This window comes from Polyangiaceae bacterium (assembly GCA_020633205.1).
Taxonomy (GTDB): domain Bacteria; phylum Myxococcota_A; class Polyangia; order Polyangiales; family Polyangiaceae; genus JAHBVY01.
Genome location: JACKEB010000013.1, coordinates 628,077 through 645,446 on the forward strand (window position 1 = coordinate 628,077; position 17,370 = coordinate 645,446).

The window sequence follows — 17,370 nt, forward strand, 5'->3', positions numbered from 1 at the left end:
CAGCGATTAGGACGACTGCAGCGATTAGGACGACAGCAGCGATTAGGACAGCAGCGATTAGGACAGCAGCGAGTACGACGACAGCAGCGCCCAGCGGTACTACAGCGCCCAGGCGCGTCGTGGCGAGTCGGGGGGCTGACTAGGCGCGGCGTGAGCGCGGCGCGCGCCCAGCCTGGATCGAAGCTGGACCGGCGTCCAAATCGTCGAGCAGGCGACGCCAGCTGATTCCATTGTCGACGCGTAAGAGCTTGGCGATCTCGGCCAACGCGACCTCTTCCTCTCTGGTGACGGCGCGTGGGTCGTCGAAAGCGTGGGCCGTGGCTCGCGCGATGGCTTCCGCATGGCTCAGGAGCTCGTGCAGCTCCTCGGCATGGACCAGCGGTTCACCGTCTTCGGTTTGAGCCAACAGAAACAGGTCCTCCAACCCCTGGCGGAAGTACTCTTCTGAAGGCCGCTCCGCGAGCCAGCTGTCCAGAATCTCGAGGCCTGTCGTATCCGTGAAGAAACGTTCCTTGGCGATGGCGTCGATGCGTTCGATCTCGACGTCTTCCATCTTGCCGTCGGCCCACGCAACGTAGACCAGCGGCAGCAGCATCAACACGCGGTAGTTGCCGCGGTTGAAGCCGAGTTTGCCCAGTGAGTCGACCAAGTACGCTTCCATAGACGCCGTTCAGCCATCGCAGAGCCGGGTGGCGGACGCAAGAGCACCACGGCGCTCCGTCCGCCTAAAACTCCAGGTACGCTGACTCCGGAGTGTGAGGCTGACTCCGGAGCGTGACGTTTGGCCTGCGAACGAACACTGCGGATCCCGCAGCGCGGTCGGCTCGATCGGCGCCGCACCCACCTGTCTGCGGCGGCAGATGCCACGCGGTCGACGCTCGGCTCACCAACCGGGCTTCTGGTAGGTCTTGTGCTTCGTGAGGAAGTCGCCCTCCATGAACTGCTGGGGGGTCAGCTCGCGCACACCGTCTTCGCTGAGCTCGAGGATGCGGTCGGCGACTGTGCTCACCATCTGGCGATCGTGGGTGACGAACATACAGCTGCCCTCGTAGCTCACGAGCGCATCGGTGAGCGAGCGAATCGACTCGAGATCGAGGTGGTTGGTTGGCTCGTCGAGCAGCAGGATGTTGGGCTTGAGCAGCATGAGTCGCGCCAACAAAAGACGCACGGTCTCGCCACCGGAGAGCACCTTCGTCGGTTTGAACGGCTCGTCCTTCTTGAAGAGTAGGCGGCCGAACATCGCGCGGATCTGCTCCTCGTCCGCCTCTTCTGCCCAGCCCCAGAGCCATTTGTGTGCCGTGACGTCGCTCTTCTCGATCTGCTCGTGGTGATCTTGGGGCATATAGCCGACGCTGGCTTCGTAGCCCCACTCGATCTTACCAGAGTCCGCCTTGACCTCGTCCACGAGCATCTTGAGCAGCGTGGTCTTACCAACGCCGTTCGGACCGACGACCGCAACCTTATCCCCGCGGAACAGGCTGAAGTTGAGGTTGTCGCAGATCGAGATTTCGCCGAAACTTTTCGTCAGCCCCTCTACGCCGAGCGCCTGCTTGCCGCTGGGGCGCTTCAGCTCGAAGCGTAGCCACGGACGCTCGATGTTCGAGCGCTTGAGGTCGCTGAGCGCCTGCTTCTCGCGTTCCAGCGCCTTTTCTCGGCTCTTGACCTGACTCGCACGGCTACCCGCACGGAACCGCTGCACGAACTCTTGGAGGTCCTGGATCTTCTTCTGCTTGGCCGAGTTTTGAAGCTCGAGGCTTCCGCGAGCCTCGGCCTTCTGATGGACCATGTCGTCGTAGTTGCCAGGGTAGACGATGATGGTCTGGTAATCGATGTCGGCGATGCGCGTACACACCTCATTGAGGAAGTGACGATCGTGGCTGATCACGACGAGCACGCCCCGGTAGTCCAGCAAGAAGCCTTCGAGCCAGCGAATGCTCGCGATGTCGAGGGCGTTGGTGGGCTCGTCGAGGAGCAGCGCATCAGGTTTGCCGAAGAGCGATTGCGCGAGCAGCACGCGTACCTTGTCGCCGCCGGTCAGCGCTGACATTTTCCCCGCGTGGAATTTTTCCGGGATACCGAGGCCTTCCAGCAGCTCGGTTGCCTCGGCTTCCGCCATATAGCCGTCTTCTTCGGCGATTACCCCTTCCAGCTCGCCGAGCCGCATGCCGTCTTCATCGGTGAGGGCGTCCCCCTTCTCGAGCAACGTCTCCTTCTCATGCATGGCCTTCCAGAGGTTGTCGTTGCCCATCAGCACCACGTCGATCACGCGGTTCTCTTCGAACTGATAGTGGTCCTGCCGGAGGATCCCGACGCGCTTCGGGCGACGCACGTTGCCCGCCATGGCCTCCTGCTCGCCGGTAACGATACGCATGAACGTCGACTTGCCAGCGCCGTTTGGGCCAGTGAGTCCGTAGCGCTCCCCTTCGTTGAAGGTGACGTTGACGTTGTCGAACAGCACCTGTTCGCCAAAGTTCATGGAGACTTCGCTAACGGTGATCATGGCTGACCTCGCGGGGGTAAGGGGTAGGCAATCGGCAGGCGAGCGCGGGGGGCGCCCAGGCTCTGGCGGGCGCAACCATGACAGCCTCAGCTCCAAACTCAAGTGCGTGACTTCACAGCGGAACAAACCCCCGGCCTAGAGGCAGGATCCCGCGGATCGTCAGGTGCAGCAGGCGGCTCCAGCCGGTCAAACGGCCACCGCCAGCGCGTTTGGGAGGCGAGGGTCGGCCAGTGGGCCGGATTCCTCATGCGGCTTGGTAGGTCGTCCAAAGATTTCCCTGTGGCAACGCCGGCGAGCGACGCAACACGGAAACTTCCACTCTCAGGGCAGCGCACGGTCCGTCCTGGAGTCGCGGAGTTTCGCTCCAGGTGAGGTGCTGGGCGCCACTCAGCGGACCTCATGCTAAATCCGGGACATGCGCTTGTTGCTTGGGGCTTTGGTGGTGGTGTGTGCTTCGGGGCTACAGTTCGGCTGTGGTGACGATGAACCCGTGGGGGCGAGCGGCGGCGCCGGAGGTGTCGCGGGCAGCGGAGGCACGGGCGGTACTTCCGGCTCAGCTGGAGGCGGCAGCGGCGGCACCGGCGGCGTCATCGAACCCACCCTCACGCCCGAGCTGTACCCGAAGCAGCCGATGGTCGTGGATGTCAACGTCGCGTTGCCCGACGGAATCGAAGCTCGACTGGAGCTCGACGCCGCCTCGGCGGACCCTGGCGTACACATTGCATCGCTACCCGAGTCGGACTCCGAGGCACGGACGTATCGGCTGCGCGGCCTCGAACCCGACACGGACTACTCAGCGGACCTCGTTGTCGGTACCGATCGCTTCGCAGTAAGCTTCAAGACCCCGGCGGCGCTCCCTGGCTACAAGAGCAGCTTCAGCGTAACGACCAACGGAACCCCCGCGCCGGACTACCGTATGTTCGACTACTCCGAGGCGCCCGTCGTCGGAAACGCCGGCGTGTATCTGATCGATCCCCTCGGCAAGACGCGCTGGTTCCTCGCATATCCGGACGCAGAGGCGTTGGACGACCTCCCTGGTGGTATCAAGCTATTACCCGACGGAAACATTCTGTTTATCCTCGGGGACCGCATGCAGATCATCGATGAACTCGGGACCGTGCAGAGCGAAGTGAACGTCAGCCAGCTCGGCGTGCCGCTCTTCCACCACGATATCATCGCGCTCCCCAACGGGAACTTCTTGGCGATCAGCATCGAGACGCGGGAAATCAACTATCCGGCAGACAACCAAGATCACTACGTTGTCGGTGATTTCCTCGTGGAGTTTAGCCCTCAAGGAATCATCACCTGGAGCTGGAGCGCGCTCGACCACCTCGACCCTCAGCGTAAGCGTGCTGACTTTGACAACCCGTTCTACCCCATCTTCAGCCCCACCACCGGCGAGCAGGCCAAGGACTGGAGCCACGGAAACGGCGTGATCTACGATGCGACGGACGACTCGCTGATTTTCAGCATGCGCCACCAGGACTGGATCATCAAAATCGACCACAAGACGGGCGACATCGTCTGGAAGCTCGGCGACGAAGGCGACTTCACCCTGAACGGCGACCGCTGGTTTTTCCATCAGCACTCACCAGAGCTGCAGCCAGACGGGAGCTTGGTGCTCTTCGACAACGGCGTTGGCGACCCTTACCAGAACGAATCACTCTGGAATACGCGCCCGATGCGCATCGCACTCGACACTCAGACGATGGAGGCCAGCATCGCTTGGGTCGACGACCAAGAGACCTACCTGTCGCTGATCGCAGGTGACATCGACCGCCTGTCCAACGACAGCTTCCTGATCCTGGACAGCACGGTCACGGAGTCCACCTCCATGCCGTTTCCCTCTCACTCGCGTATCCGCGAAGTGGACCCAACCACGGGTCAGTGGGTGTGGGTGCTTGATGGCAACGAGGGCGACTTCTCGTATCGCTGCATCCCGTCGCTACGACTGCCGGGTGAAGCCGAGTAGCTCCTAGCCTGTGAGTCGTCGCAGACAGTTCGCGAAGCGGCGCTGAACCGTTTCGCGGCGGTCATGGCGGCCTTCCGTCACACACCACTGCCCGTTCACCATCACCCGGGCGACGGCAGGACGATTGCTCGCGAAGATCCAGCTGTCGACTTGCGTTTCCGGATCACGCCCCAGCAAGCTCGGGTGAGCCGGGTCCAGACAAATCAAATCCGCAGGGCAATTTGGTAGCAGACGTCCCACCGGCGAGCCGAGCGCCTGGGCGCCTCCGAGCAAGGCCTCGGAGAGCAGGCGCATCCCGCTGTGCCCAGCTTCGTCACCGCTCAGGACGGTGTTCCGTGCATGCAGCGACAGCCGCTGGGTGTACTCCAAGAGCCTCAGCTCCTGAGCCGGGTCCAAGGTGATCTGGCTGTCGCTGCCGATGCCCCAGCGACCGGAGTGCTGCCTGAAATTGCCTAGCGGAAAGATGCCGTCGCCCAGGTTGGCCTCCGTGGTCGGGCACAGCCCGGCTACGACGCCAGCGCCGCCAAGCGCGACCTGTTCGGTTGAGGAGAGGTGCGTTGCGTGCACCAGGCACCAGGTCTTGTCCACCGCCGCGCCCTCGAGCAGCAGCTCGACTGGGCGTCGCTGATGATGCGCCAGGCACTCTTCCACCTCTCGGAGCTGCTCCGCGATGTGGATGTGAATGGGTGCTTCCGGCGCGCGGCGCTTCACTTCGCGCACCACCGCGTTGAGGCTGCCAAGAGGCGCTGCCCGTAGGCTGTGGGGAGCGGCGCCGAGGCTAACCAAGCCGTCTTGTTCGCGCTCCAAAGCTTGCCAGAGGTCGAGGTAGCGTTCGGGAGAATTGTAGAATCGCCTCTGCCCCGCCTCGATGGGCTTTGGCCCGAACCCAGCGGCTTCGTAGAATACGGGCAGCAGCGTGAGGCGGATCCCTACGGAACGAGCTGCGGCGGCGACTCGCCTGCCGAGCTCTGCCAGATCCGCATACGGTTCTCCGTCAGACGCGTGGTGGACGTAGTGAAACTCCGCGACGCTGGTGTAGCCAGCCTCGAGCATCTCCAGGAAGACTTGTTCGGCGATGGCTTCAACCGCGTCTGGATCGAGGCGTTCGGCGAAGCGGTACATCGCCTCGCGCCAGCTCCAGAAGCTGTCCTTGCCGTTGCCAGCGGACTGCTCGGTTTCGCCGGCGAAGGCGCGCTGGAAGGCGTGGGAGTGCAGGTTTGGGATGCCCGGGAGCACGACGCCCGCCACCTGCTCCGTGACGCCTTCGGCGCCGGTCCCCACCCGGCGCACCCTGCCGGCTTCTACTTCGATGAACCCGGGTGTGTACCAGCTGATGCCATCGAAGAGAGCGTCGCAGCCCAAGACACGGCGGCTCACGCGCTGCCTCCTTGCTCAGCGGCGCCTCGGACTGCTGGGCGCCAAGCGAGCAGCGCCCGCACCAAGCGCTCCAGCACGCCGCGGAGTGGCTCGGCCCGCGCTTCGTCCCACGCGTAGGGCGGTGCTTCGAGCATGTACTCTGCCTGAGCCATCTCGAGCTGTAGAGCGTGCACGGAGTGAGCGGGCTGACCGAAGCGCCGCGTGATGTAACCGCCCTTGAAGCGTCCGTTGGCGACCCAGCTCATCCCACAGCTCTCGAGCACTTCGCAGGCGACTTCCTGCAACGCTGCGTCGCAGCTCGAGCCGTCAGCCGTTCCCAAGTTCAAGCTGGGCAGGCGTCCCTCGAAGAAGCGAGGTACTTCCGCGCGGATGGAATGACCGTCGAGCAAGATCGCAAACCCGTGGCGCGCCTTCAGCCGAGCGAGCTCCGCCTGGAGGGCGCGGTGGTAAGGCTCGAAGTACTGAGTCCGTCTCGTTCGCTGTTCCGCCTCTTCAGGGGCTTGCCCCGGCTGGTACAGCTCGCTGCCGTCGAAGGCGGTGGTGGGGCAAAGCTCGGTCACACTCTGTCCCGGGTAGAGCGATGCGCCACTCGGATCGCGGTTGAGGTCGATCAGGTAGCGGCTGTAGTGCGCGAACAAACACGTCACGTCGAGAGCCGGAGCGAAGTCGTACAGCCGGTGTACGTGCCAGTCGGTGTCCGGCAGCGTGAGCGCTTCGGGGACCAAGCGCCGCTTCAGCTCTTCAGGCAGCGCCGTGCCACAGTGAGGAACACTGACGAGCAACGGGCTCTCGCCGCGCTGCAGCGTGTATCCGGTGGATTCGGCTGCGCTCATGAGCGAGGGGTAGCGCGGAACGCCCACGGCGCGCAATCCGAGCAGGACCAGCGCTCCTCACCCCCAAAACTTGCGGCCCTGGCTGAGCCCCTCGGTCGCTTCACACCATGCGAAAGCGGGTCGACGCCAGCAGGGTCTGGGACTTGGCGTTCCACACCCGAAGCTCGTAGTCGGCGCGCCGCGGAATGGTCCAGCTCTTGTAGAGCGTGGTGCTCTCGGCTTTCACTGGATTGGTGCTCGTGGTCAGCGTCGTCTCCTGTGCGCCGTCGAAGCGCACGAGCTGCACCACCAGCGCCATCTCGGGGCCGAACGGTCGGTCCATCGCGCGGAACTTCATGGCAGCTTGATCCAAGGGGATCACGCTGGTGATTTGGCTGAGCTCCGGATCGCTCTTGGAGATGGGGACACCCGTGCGGATCTCCCAGTGGCGCCCCTCTCTGAAGAACTTGCCTGGGTCCGCGTCGAGCGCGGCGGAGGCCCGCTGCCCACAGTACTCGCAGCTCACCGCGGTGTTGCCGTAAGGATCTATCTTCAGCGGTGCGCCACACTGAGGACAAGCCGCTGGGCGGTCGACGATACCGGCGCGTCGCTTGTAGCTCTTCACTCGCTCGTCGACCTTGCTCGGGTCAATCCAGCCGCTCTTGCTCAGGAGCTCGGTAAAGCTCGACGAGCTCGCGTCGAGGTAGCAAATCGCGTACGCCCGGGACTCCACGCTGGGTGAGGCGAGCGCGTCCTGCATGATGCCTTCGATGCGATTGTCGCTTTGGTCCATCAACAGCGCGACGTAGAGATCCTTCGCGTCCCAGGGCAAGGATCCGCGCCAGGTCTCGAGCAGGCGCGTGACGAGGTCGGGGGTCACGCGGTCGCGCAGATACTCAATCTCCTGAGCATCCCGGGTCTCAATCGCGTGTAGTGCGCGCTTGAAGGTATCGTCTGTCACGAGAGCGGCGGTGGGTAGTCGCTGAACAGGCCTTCGCGGACTTCGCGTCGCGCCTCGGCCAGCTCCGCGAGGTACTCAAGTACCTGGGGGTGGGTCATGATGATTTCGCGGAAATCCTTGGCGTCCAGCCGCAGCACGAAGCACTTGCTGAGACTCTTTACGCTTTCTTCGGACGGGGAGCCGTCCATCAGCGACAGCTCGCCGAAGACGTCACCGGGTAGCAGGCTCTGCAGGGGTTCCCCGCGGAAGCTTACTTCGGCCTCTCCGCTCAGCAGGATGTACAGGCCGTCGGCGCGCTCTCCGCGCGTCAGTAGCTCGGCGTCGGATTCCGCCTCCAAGAAGTGGAAGCGCGAGGCCAGAGCACGGCGTTCTCCTCCGGCAAACGGCGCAAACAACGGACTCGTCAACACGAGCGCCTGGACCAATCGCTCACGAATGAAGCGCAGCAGCACGGTCAGCACACTCGGCTCACTCGCCGCCAGGTCGGAGATCAACAAGCGATCGATCACCAACAGCTCTGTGTCTTCGCTGGCGACGGCTGACGTGGGTCGCACCGAATCACTGAGCAGCCCAAGCTCTCCAAAAAACTCGTTCTCGAGACAACGCCCCAGTTCCAGTTTTTTCGGGGGGGGAGAGAGCAGCGTGACCTCGCCCTGCACGACCACGAACAGGCGGTCTGCGGTGTCGCCGGCTGAGTAAACCAGCTCGCCCCGCGGCACTTCCAAGAACTCTACGCCTTGGATCAACGCCGCGAGTGTGAGCGCGTCGAGCTCGCTGAAGAGCGGCACCCGGCTGAGCGTGATGCCAACTTCGCTGATCTCCTGGCTTCGTGCGGGCTCCAGCGTGAGGTCGATGGGGCGGCTTCCCGGCTCCTCGTCTTCCTCCTCCGCATAGGCATCAGCGATTTCCGCGGTCGGGGCTTCGTACTCCGAGGGCTGGTGTGCTTCCGCCCCCGGGCCCGCTGCCGCGTCTAGATCAGGCCACGGCTCGCTCACGGGGGGTAAACTGGCCGGCTCTGCCTCGAGCAGCTCAGCGTCGTCGATTTCGACAAAGTCTATTTCCAGGGGGATTTCATAGACCGCACGTCGACCCGCGGGCGTCAGGCGTCGAGATGCAGGCACCACTTCGGAGAGCGTCACCTCTTGAAGCGCCACCCCCGGCGGGATGCTGCGTCTTTCGAGCTGCGCGCCGCTCGAGGTGATCGAGACGCGCGGCTCAGAGGGTGCGGGCGTGGGGGAGCGCACGGGTTCCGGCGCAGGCTGTTCTCGCCGAGGCTCAGCAGCGAGACTGGGTTCGCTTAGGACCCGGGGACTAGCCAGCGCGGTAGGCACGACGGGCGGCGCTGCCGGCTGGGCTGCCGGTTCTGGGCGAGCGTGCTCGCGGCTGCCGACCACGTTGAGCCGCTCCTTGCGTAGCGCGCTGAGCAGCGCGGCGCTCCGAGGTTTGGGCTTGGGTGCGCGCTGAACCGTCGGGCTCGGGTTCGGGATGACCACTGGCGCGGGCTCTGGCGCGACCACGGGTGCCGGATCGGGGGTCTTGTGCTCGCGCGGAGCCGGCGGGAAGATATGCGGAGAACGCGCCGCGATCTTCTCGGGTTCCGTCACCACCCGCTGCAGGCCGCGTTTCCGGCCGGAATGAAGCTCGGCGAGCCTCTCCTGGGTCTGGGTGTGGCTTGGGTCGAGTCGAAGGATGCGCTTACACACCGCGACGGCCTTGAGCAGAAAACCGGCCTGGGAGTAAGCCTCGGCGGCGCGAAGCAGTGCTGCGAGTTCTTTGTCTTGGCGGTTCAGGCGCGCATACGCGTCCGCTGCACGCTTGGCCCACTCCGGCTCCGCGGGATCGGCGTGTTCGAGCTTTTCGTAGAGCGACGCCAGCTCGGCATAGTCATCCCGGCGTCGCGCATTTTCGGCTGCTTCACGCAGCTTGCGGATCTTCCAGGACATGACCTTCAAGGATACGCCCCTAGGCGACGAGCGCTATAGCCACAGTGTGCTCGGAATCGAGTCGTTCTGGGACCCCTCGGCGAGCTGCGCGATTAGGGCTTTTCTCTGGGAACTAGGGGCTCTGGGAGCGCGGCATCGGATGTGCTTTGGTGTGTGAGACATGACCTCCAACACCGACTCGACGTCTGCTGATAGCTCCAGACTGTCCGGCGCGAACGCGCTGGTGCAAGCGCTCTGCGCACGCGGGGACTGGCCGCTGTTCGTCGCCGGGCGTGCCGAACGACCCAACGCGGACCTGACGGTGACCGACAAGTACACCGGGGAGCCGATCGCGAGGGTGGCGATGGCGGACGCCGCGGTGATTGAGCGCGGCATTGCCGCCTGTGCGGCGGCGGCTGAGCCCATGCGTCGCATGAAAGCCTATCAACGTCAGGCGGTCCTGGCTCACTGCGTGAAGCGTTTTCAGGAGCGCTTCGACGAGCTAGCCATGGCGCTTTGCTTGGAAGCGGGGAAGCCTATCAAGGACTCCCGCGGTGAGGTGACGCGTCTCATCGACACCTTCCGCTACGCAGCGGAAGAGGCCGTGCGCCTCGACGGTCAGGTGCTCGAGCTGGCGATCAGTGAGCGGGCCAAGGACTACACGGGCATGGTCAAGCGGGTCCCGCTTGGCCCCTGCTCTTTCATCAGTCCGTTCAACTTCCCGCTGAACCTCGCGGCGCACAAGATCGCACCGGCACTCGCGGTGGGTTGCCCCTTCGTGCTCAAGCCGGCGAGCCTCACGCCCCTCGGTGCGCTGATGATTGGTGAAATCCTTGCGGAAACAGATTTGCCCGAAGGCGCCTTCAGCGTGCTCCCGTGCCGGCGCGACGCAGCGACCGCCTTCACCGAGGACGAGCGCTTCAAGTTGCTCTCCTTCACGGGGTCCCAGGCCGTCGGTTGGGATCTGAAAGCTGCGGCGGGCAAGAAGAAAGTGGTGCTGGAGCTTGGCGGCAACGCGGCCTGCATCGTGGACGAAAACGTCGACCTCGAGGACGTCACCAATCGCTTGATCGTGGGCGCGTTCTACCAATCCGGTCAGAGCTGCATCGGCGTGCAACGCATCATCATCCACGAGTCAATCTACGACGAGCTGAAGGCGCGGTTGATTGCACGGACCCGCGCGCTCAAGAGTGGCGACCCGAAGGACCCCGAGACCTTCATCGGTCCGATGATCTCCGAGAAGGAGGCGCAGCGCCTGGAGGGTTGGATCCAGGCGGCGGTGGAGCGCGGCGCTAGCTTGCTCTGCGGTGGCGCCCGCAAGGGGGCGATGCTCGAGGCTTGTTTGCTCGAGAGCGTCCCCCGCGACACCGAGCTTTACGCCGAGGAGGCGTTTGGGCCGGTTGCACTGCTCAGTCGGTTCAGCCGCTTCGAAGACGCCCTCGCGGAGGTCAACGACAGCATTTATGGCCTGCAGGCTGGAGTGTTCACGCGCGATCTCTACCGCGCGCACCAGGCGTGGGACGAGCTCGACGTGGGGGGCGTCGTGATCGGCGATGTGCCCTCATGGCGCGTGGACCACATGCCGTATGGCGGCGTGAAGGACAGCGGCTTCGGCCGTGAAGGGATCCGCTACTCGATGGAGGACATGACCGAGCCTCGGCTGATGGTGATCCGCACGCCGCCGAACGCTTGAGCGACGGCGTGCGGCGGATAGCCTGCGGAGGCTATCCGTGTGGAACCATCAGAGGTGGTAGGCCAAGCCCAGGTACCCGTAGAGGTACTGGTCGAGGGCGCCGCCGGCGACTGCGTCCCCGTCGTCAGTCACGCCCACGTTGTCCGGATCTGGGTTGAGGGTGAAGAAGTAGCGCTCGACCGCGCCCCCGACGAACAGATCCAGGTCGCCAATGCCAAGGCCAAACTCTAGGTGGCCGTCCACCGCTCCCACGCTCTGATCGGGGAACCAGGGCTGCTCAGCGAACTCCCCGCTATCGAGGACGATGCGGTAACCCACCCCGAGCCCGAGGAACACCGAGCCGAAACCGAGGCGTGCGTCCAGCGCCGGCCGAATGTAGCCGTAGGTCACGCTGGGGATGAAGTTCCTGTTGCCGTCGTCGAGCTCGAACTGGTGCTGGCCGTAGCGCGCGCTGAGGCCGAGTTCATGGTCGCCCAAGGGGAAGCGCCAACGCAGACCGACGTCCCACTCGTGACTCGTGGTGTCGAGCTCGCTCCCGTCGGATGTCTCGGAACTGAGCGCGAAGGCTTGTTGGTAGCCGCCTACTAGGCCCAAGTTCCCAATCGCGCTGTCGCCGCTCGCGAGCGGGTACCACTCCAGATTGAGGCGAGCGAACGGAGCCGCGCCGAGCTCGTAGGGACGCAGCGTTCCGTTCAGGTCGTCGGTGTACTCGAACTTGCGATTCATCACCCCGCCGCGCAGCGAAACTCGCAGCGCGTCGCGATCGCCGGCTGAGCCAGAGTCCTCCTTGGGCTCTTCGTCCTTGGGCTCGTCCTTGGGCTCTTCGTCTTTGGGCTCGTCCTTGGCCTCATCCTTCGCTTCGTCTTTGGGCTCGGGCTCGGGCGCCTTCGCGACTTGAGCCTTGGCGATTGGCCCCTTGAGCTTCTCTTGGAGCTCCTTGTTGACTGTCTTCTTCAGGCCTGCGGGGAAGTTGCCTTTGAACTCCAGCACGTCGAGGCTCTCACCACTGGCGCCATCGACGACGTTGAGTTCGAGCTTCCACTTCGCGCCCTTGTGGCTGACGACACCCTCGAGCACAGCCGCCACGCCGAGCTCCTGCGAGACGGCTTGGTAGCCCGCGGGGCTGCCATCAAGCTTTGCCTTTGCGCCCTCGAGCTTCTTCTTGGAGACGACGTCGTAGTCCGCGTCGTTGTCGAGGAGCTTGACCACCCAGGCGCGGGCCTGATCGCCTCGCGCCCCTTCGAAGTTGCGAATCACGATGCTCGTCTTGGCGAACGCACTCGACCCGAACAAGCTCAGGACCAGCGCGACACAGAGACGGACACAGTGCTTCATGATCATTGCCGTGCGGAGATGGGCCGCAGCCTTGCGCGTGATGTCTCTCACATCTCCTCCGGAGCGTTGCCCGTGATCTCGAGGATCCAAGTGCGCAAGCACTCAACGTCGCGGGAGCGCAGGTTGGAGGTCAAGAGGGGCATGCGGTCGTCGCACTCGGGCACGTCTTGAGAGACCTTCTCCAGCAGGTAGCTGGCGTCGGGGTTCTGCGAGTCGACCAGCAAGCGATCGGGACACACACACGCCTCCGGGTCATTGGGATCCGGCTGGGAGCAGTGCGCGGGCACATCGATCAGCCGAGCGGCGACGTCCGCCGACTTGAGGTCCAAGTCGGCCTCGGGCTTCTTGTCGTCGTGACAGGAGGAGGCCGCGCAACTCTTCGCGAAGATCTGCGATGGCGGATCGCACACCGTCGAGAAGCGTTCCGGATCTTCCAACTCACCTGGGCAACCGGGGAGGGCTAGCGCCGCGAGGAACAACAGCACGGCGCTGGAGAGGAGAGCTTTCATTTGCAGCGAGCCTAACAGAGAGGCCGCGATTCGGAACTCAAAGACGAGCTAGCTTCAGGTCTAAACGTTCGCAAAAGCTGGGCGAGATCTTTTGACACCTGGTAGGCGCGTTTTGACGTGCAAAAGCCTTGATCGAGCAGTCAAAACACAGCCGATTGGTGGGTACTTCCGCTACTCCTCTTCGTCGGAAACTTCGGCTACGGGTGCCTTCAGTCCTTGAAGGGAACGTTGAAGAGACTTGAGCGCCTTTGCGCTGGGCGCCTTTCGAGTGCCGTCGGGCTCCACTCGTCGCGCCGCCCGTAGCCAGTTTCTCAGCTGCTGGCGGTCGAGCTTCGGATGCACGCCCAGCAGCTCGTCGAGCTCGGTGTCGCTACCCGCTAGCAGGCGATTCAGCCAGTCTGTTGCGTACTCGTTGGTATTGCCGCGCGGTTTCGAAATGCCTCCAGGTGTGGCCAGGCGGCGGCGAATCGTCTCGTGATCGAGCTCTGCGAGGTGCCGCGCCAGGAGCTTCACCTGGCGCTGGCGTGCCTTGTTCGGCGGCAGCTCCCCGGCAAGCAAGATGCCGTCCTCGAGCTGCTCTGGGAGGTCGAGGCGACGGAGCTTCGCGGCGCCCAGCGCGATGAGCTGCTCCACGAGCTCGCGCACCCTGGCTTCTCCTGCGCGTGCTTCTTCGCGCCGCTTGGTCCGCGACGGGCGGCCGTCGTCATTGCCGCGGAGAAAAATCGTCTCCGGCTCTTCCGTCTCTAGCTTGGGCTTTTGGGACATGGATTCAGGTTCGGGGGTGGGGGAGGGTTGCCCATGTGAAAGCAGCCGCAGGAGCTGCCCTCGGCGTTGGTTTGCAGGGTGCCACCGCGACAGCTCTCGTAGGCCGGGTCTTTGAGCTCAGCCGGGCAGTCCACTTTGACCTCCGGCGGCGCCTTGCCCGGGGGCGGTCGCTCTCCTTTGGGGAAGTCGCCGTCGACGAAGCAGCCGTCGCCCTGATAGGCGCGCTTGATCACGCGTCCCGCCTTGTTCCTTGGGTTGAGCACTTTTTGGTGCGTGGACCAGCTGACCTGTGGCGCGGGGGGATTACGGTGGATCTCTGGCGGCGGCTCCGGCACGTAGGCGCTGCCCGGTGGCTGCGCTGCGTCGACTTCGGGTTCTCCTGTCGCCACCGGCGTGGGGTCCGAGGTCGGCTCCGGCGGGTTCCCGGCGATGATGTCGGGATCTCGCGGTTCGTTGCCGCTGTGATTGCAAGCTGCCGCGACAGCCGCCGTGACGACGAAGGCTGCTCGCAGGGTGCGTCCACGGTTTTGGGGAGTGAGCTTGTTGCCGTGTAGAAACATATCTACTTGGTCTCCTCGGGGCAGTCGTTCAGATGAAACCGCGCTGGGTTGCCAATTTCCCAGCACCCACACGTATGGTCCGCGGGGTTCTCGTACACGACTCCGGCGCGGCATTGCGCGTAGGCTGGATCCAGCATCTCTTTGGGGCAGGGTACCGTGACTGCGGCGAAGCAGGGACCAGTATGCTGACAGCCTCCGGGGATTTTGCCCTTGATGAAGCAGGTCCCATCCGACTCGCGAAGGATGACCTTGCCGATGTAGTGGTCTGGGTTGCGCTGAAGCGTGTAGTCGTGCGGGTTGTACGAACGCTTCGGCTCGGGGCCGGGCTCAGGCTCGTTGGTGATGCCTTCCGCGTCCTCGACCAGTGCGTCCTCCACGGTGTTGCTGGCTGTTGCGCTGGAACTCGAGGGCGGCTGGGCAATAGCGGGCTTTGGGCTCGTGGTGTTCGCGCTTTGTGGCGCGCGATTCGGAGCTCGGTTGACTGGCGGGTGCCCACAGCTCGAGGAGGCACTCACCGTCACCACGACCGCGACTCGCAGCGAGCGCGCAACGTGCGTTGACGGAAGCCGCGGGTCAGCCATCTTTGGGGAGCCTAGCAGCGGCCGCTCAGCGGTGGAATGTGACGTTGGCGTCCAGCGACTCGCGTGTCGTTCGCGTGCGATTCGCCGCTTCCTGGTGGTCTTCGTAGCCAAAGCACAGCCCCACCAAGATGCCGATGTCTTCAGGCACCTGAAGCTCGCGGCGCACCACGTCGGGGTAGTTGCGTAGGCTGCCCATGGGACAGCTGGCGACGCCACAGGCGGTGAGCGCCAACATCAGGTGGCCCAGGTAGATGCCGACATCCACCACCACGCTCGAGCCGAAGCTCTTGTGCATGCCGATGAAGGCGACGTGGGGCGCGTCGAAGAGCTCATAGTTGCGCAGAAAAGCGCGCTTGCGGCCCTCGACGTCGCGGCGCTCGACGCCGAGCTCCTTGTAGAGCGCCACGGCGCACTCCACCTGGTGGCGTCGATACTCATCCTTGAAGTCGGCGCCGCGGTCGAAATCGGGGCGCCCGGGTTGGCCTGCAACTTCCAACAGTGCCGCGCGGATGCGGTCGCGAGCGTCGCCGGAGGCCACGTACACCCGCCACGGCTGCACATTGCAGTTCGACGGCGCCGCCTGCGCGACTTGGAACGCTGCGCGCAGCGTCTCCTCAGCAACGGGTTTCGGCAGAAAGCCGCGCACCGAGCGTCGTGAGCGCACGATGGCCTCCAGGCTCTCGGCAGCGGCGCTGGGCAACGCCCACTCGGAAGCGTGGGGATCCTCGAGCGCCGGCCAGTGCAAGTCTTCAGTCATCTCAGCCGTCCAGCTTGAAGCTGTTCATGTCGGCGTCGATGCCTTGCAGCACCGCGGTGGCGAGCGCTTCGCGCTCACGGCGCTTGGCTTCGGCGAAGGCGCCATGGGGCAGAGCGCCCAGGCGCTTGGCTTCGGCCTTCGCCAGGCTGAGGAGCTCCTCTCCCCCAACACAAGCATCCAAGTAGCCAACATCAGCGGCTTCGGACGGGCTGAAGATCTGGCCTTGCGTTACCGCGCGGGTATACCAGCGCTTGCTCAGGCGATGTCGAGCGAGCTCCACCAAATACATGGGCGGCGTCATCCCCAGGGGCACTTCGTTTAGGCCGATCTTGAACGGACCGTCGGCCCCGATGCGCAGGTCGCAAGCGAGCAGCAAGATCCCTCCCGCAGCCAAGGCGTGCCCAGTACAGGCTGCAACCACCGGGCGAGGGAAGGTGAAGATGCGCATCATCAGCTCGCCGCCCGCCTTGACTAGCTTCCTGGCGGAGTCCGGGCCGGCCATCATCTCTTTGAGATTGTAGCCAGCGGAGAACTTGCCTTCGCGGCCGACGATCAGCACGGCGCTGGCTTCTTGCTCAGCTTTGTCGAGGTGTTGGCCAAGGCTCATCACCACGTCGTGACCCAGGGCGTTGGCCTTGCCGTCGTCCAAAGTCAGGATCGCGACACCGTCGTTTAGCTCGTACTGGATGCTGTCTGCCATGGCTTCGGCTTGTGCCACGAGGCCGAGCTGGCGCAAAGTCCGAGGGCGCCCCTCATGAATTCTCCGGCCTCCCGTCCAATTCGCTTCGCGACGTACAACGTGCGCATGCTCGTGCTCGAAGGGCCGAGCCGCGGTCGGCGTCCCCAGAAGTCCGATGCCAGCTGGCGGGCGGTCGCGGCGATGATCGACGCCACGCAGGCCGATGTGCTTGCGTTGCAAGAGGTAGGCAGCGTCGAGGCGCTGGACCGCCTGCAGGGGCTGCTCCGGGACCCGTATCCTCAGTCGACGTTCTGCCCTTCGAACTCGAGCCTCGGGATCCACCTCGCGGTGCTGAGTCGCTTCACGTTCGCAATCTCTTCCCATCGCGAGACGGTGCTCTGGGACGACGTCGGCAATCCGCTGGAAGACTATCCCACACGGGAAGCGTCGCGGGACTCGCGCCTCGAGCCGTTGCGCTTTCAGCGCGACTTCCCCCGGGTGTCCGTGGATGTCGGGAGCGGTGTCGAGTTGTTCGTGGCGCACCTGAAGTCCCTGCGCTCCTACGCCTGGATGCGCCACACGGCTGGTACCGTGCGGAACGCAGAGGCCCGAGCCGCTGCGCGTTTGATGCGCCGGCACCTGCAGAAGCCGTGTCTCGTGATGGGTGACTTCAACGCCGCGCCTCGCGACCCCACCCTGGAGCCCTTGCTGGGCAATCCGGAGCTCTGGGATCCCGTCGCCGAAGAGCTGGAACCAGATGGCGTGCTCGTTCCGAGCTACCGCTGTGGCGCACACACGAATCGCATCGACTTCGCCTTGCTCGGGCCCCAGGCCAAGCAACGCTACGTCTCAGGCTCGGCCCGCATCCACCGTGGGGAGCTGGCGGAGGTGGCGAGCGACCATTACCCGCTCAGTGTCGACGTGCTTTGTGAAGACTAAAATAATCG

The 17,370-nt window shown here is 64.4% G+C and carries 16 protein-coding genes; 3 read left to right on the forward strand and 13 right to left on the reverse strand.

From position 1 onward, the window contains the following. Positions 1-139: 139 nt before the first annotated feature. Together H6718_19020 and H6718_19025 are read right to left on the reverse strand one after the other, a co-directional pair. On the reverse strand, positions 140-649 hold the full coding sequence (locus H6718_19020) for a hypothetical protein (protein MCB9587501.1): 510 nt from the start codon (positions 647-649) through the stop codon (positions 140-142). A gap of 234 nt (positions 650-883) precedes the next feature. Beyond that, positions 884-2,500 (reverse strand): ATP-binding cassette domain-containing protein, encoded by a 1,617-nt coding sequence (locus H6718_19025; GenBank protein ID MCB9587502.1) that lies wholly within the window; start codon positions 2,498-2,500, stop codon positions 884-886. A 415-nt stretch (positions 2,501-2,915) separates the two neighbouring features. Between H6718_19025 and H6718_19030 the strand changes: the two genes are divergently transcribed. Then, positions 2,916-4,472 (forward strand): aryl-sulfate sulfotransferase, encoded by a 1,557-nt coding sequence (locus H6718_19030; GenBank protein ID MCB9587503.1) that lies wholly within the window; start codon positions 2,916-2,918, stop codon positions 4,470-4,472. 3 nt (positions 4,473-4,475) lie between these two features. Here H6718_19030 and H6718_19035 read toward each other — a convergent pair whose 3' ends face one another. The 4 genes from H6718_19035 to H6718_19050 form a co-directional block, all read right to left on the reverse strand. Continuing rightward, positions 4,476-5,849, reverse strand: a complete 1,374-nt coding sequence (locus tag H6718_19035; protein ID MCB9587504.1) for a formimidoylglutamate deiminase — start codon at positions 5,847-5,849, stop codon at positions 4,476-4,478. Beyond that, entirely contained in the window at positions 5,846-6,682 is an 837-nt protein-coding gene (gene hutG, locus H6718_19040) for an N-formylglutamate deformylase (protein MCB9587505.1), read from the reverse strand. Before hutG ends, H6718_19035 begins: the two co-directional genes overlap by 4 nt. 100 nt (positions 6,683-6,782) lie before the next feature. Continuing rightward, positions 6,783-7,622 (reverse strand): hypothetical protein, encoded by an 840-nt coding sequence (locus tag H6718_19045; GenBank protein MCB9587506.1) that lies wholly within the window; start codon positions 7,620-7,622, stop codon positions 6,783-6,785. Next, on the reverse strand, positions 7,619-9,565 hold the full coding sequence (locus tag H6718_19050; protein ID MCB9587507.1) for a cyclic nucleotide-binding domain-containing protein: 1,947 nt from the start codon (positions 9,563-9,565) through the stop codon (positions 7,619-7,621). The genes H6718_19045 and H6718_19050 overlap by 4 nt, the downstream gene beginning before the upstream one ends. A 160-nt stretch (positions 9,566-9,725) precedes the next feature. On the opposite strand from H6718_19050, the gene H6718_19055 reads away from it, so the two are divergent. Continuing rightward, complete coding sequence (locus H6718_19055; protein ID MCB9587508.1) at positions 9,726-11,237, forward strand: aldehyde dehydrogenase family protein; 1,512 nt, start codon at positions 9,726-9,728, stop codon at positions 11,235-11,237. A gap of 48 nt (positions 11,238-11,285) precedes the next feature. On the opposite strand, the gene H6718_19060 is transcribed toward H6718_19055, so the two are convergent. The 7 genes from H6718_19060 to H6718_19090 form a co-directional block, all read right to left on the reverse strand. Beyond that, complete coding sequence (locus H6718_19060; protein ID MCB9587509.1) at positions 11,286-12,623, reverse strand: hypothetical protein; 1,338 nt, start codon at positions 12,621-12,623, stop codon at positions 11,286-11,288. Continuing rightward, entirely contained in the window at positions 12,620-13,081 is a 462-nt protein-coding gene (locus H6718_19065) for a hypothetical protein (GenBank protein ID MCB9587510.1), read from the reverse strand. Before H6718_19065 ends, H6718_19060 begins: the two co-directional genes overlap by 4 nt. A gap of 171 nt (positions 13,082-13,252) precedes the next feature. Next, positions 13,253-13,846 carry a DUF615 domain-containing protein gene (locus H6718_19070; GenBank protein MCB9587511.1) on the reverse strand — a complete coding sequence of 198 codons (594 nt, stop codon included), beginning with the start codon at positions 13,844-13,846 and terminating at the stop codon, positions 13,253-13,255. Further along, the gene (locus H6718_19075) at positions 13,825-14,406 is read right to left on the reverse strand and encodes a hypothetical protein (GenBank protein MCB9587512.1); all 582 of its coding nucleotides are present in this window, start codon (positions 14,404-14,406) and stop codon (positions 13,825-13,827) included. The genes H6718_19070 and H6718_19075 overlap by 22 nt, the downstream gene beginning before the upstream one ends. A gap of 2 nt (positions 14,407-14,408) precedes the next feature. Continuing rightward, the gene (locus tag H6718_19080; GenBank protein MCB9587513.1) at positions 14,409-14,987 is read right to left on the reverse strand and encodes a hypothetical protein; all 579 of its coding nucleotides are present in this window, start codon (positions 14,985-14,987) and stop codon (positions 14,409-14,411) included. Between the two features lie 25 nt (positions 14,988-15,012). Further along, positions 15,013-15,744: a nitroreductase gene (locus H6718_19085; protein ID MCB9587514.1), complete on the reverse strand. Its 732-nt coding sequence runs from the start codon at positions 15,742-15,744 to the stop codon at positions 15,013-15,015. Position 15,745: 1 nt separating this feature from the next. Beyond that, positions 15,746-16,444: a crotonase/enoyl-CoA hydratase family protein gene (locus H6718_19090; GenBank protein MCB9587515.1), complete on the reverse strand. Its 699-nt coding sequence runs from the start codon at positions 16,442-16,444 to the stop codon at positions 15,746-15,748. Between the two features lie 54 nt (positions 16,445-16,498). Here H6718_19090 and H6718_19095 point away from each other — a divergent pair, with 54 nt between their 5' ends. Further along, positions 16,499-17,362 carry an endonuclease/exonuclease/phosphatase family protein gene (locus H6718_19095; protein ID MCB9587516.1) on the forward strand — a complete coding sequence of 288 codons (864 nt, stop codon included), beginning with the start codon at positions 16,499-16,501 and terminating at the stop codon, positions 17,360-17,362. Positions 17,363-17,370 lie beyond the last annotated feature (8 nt).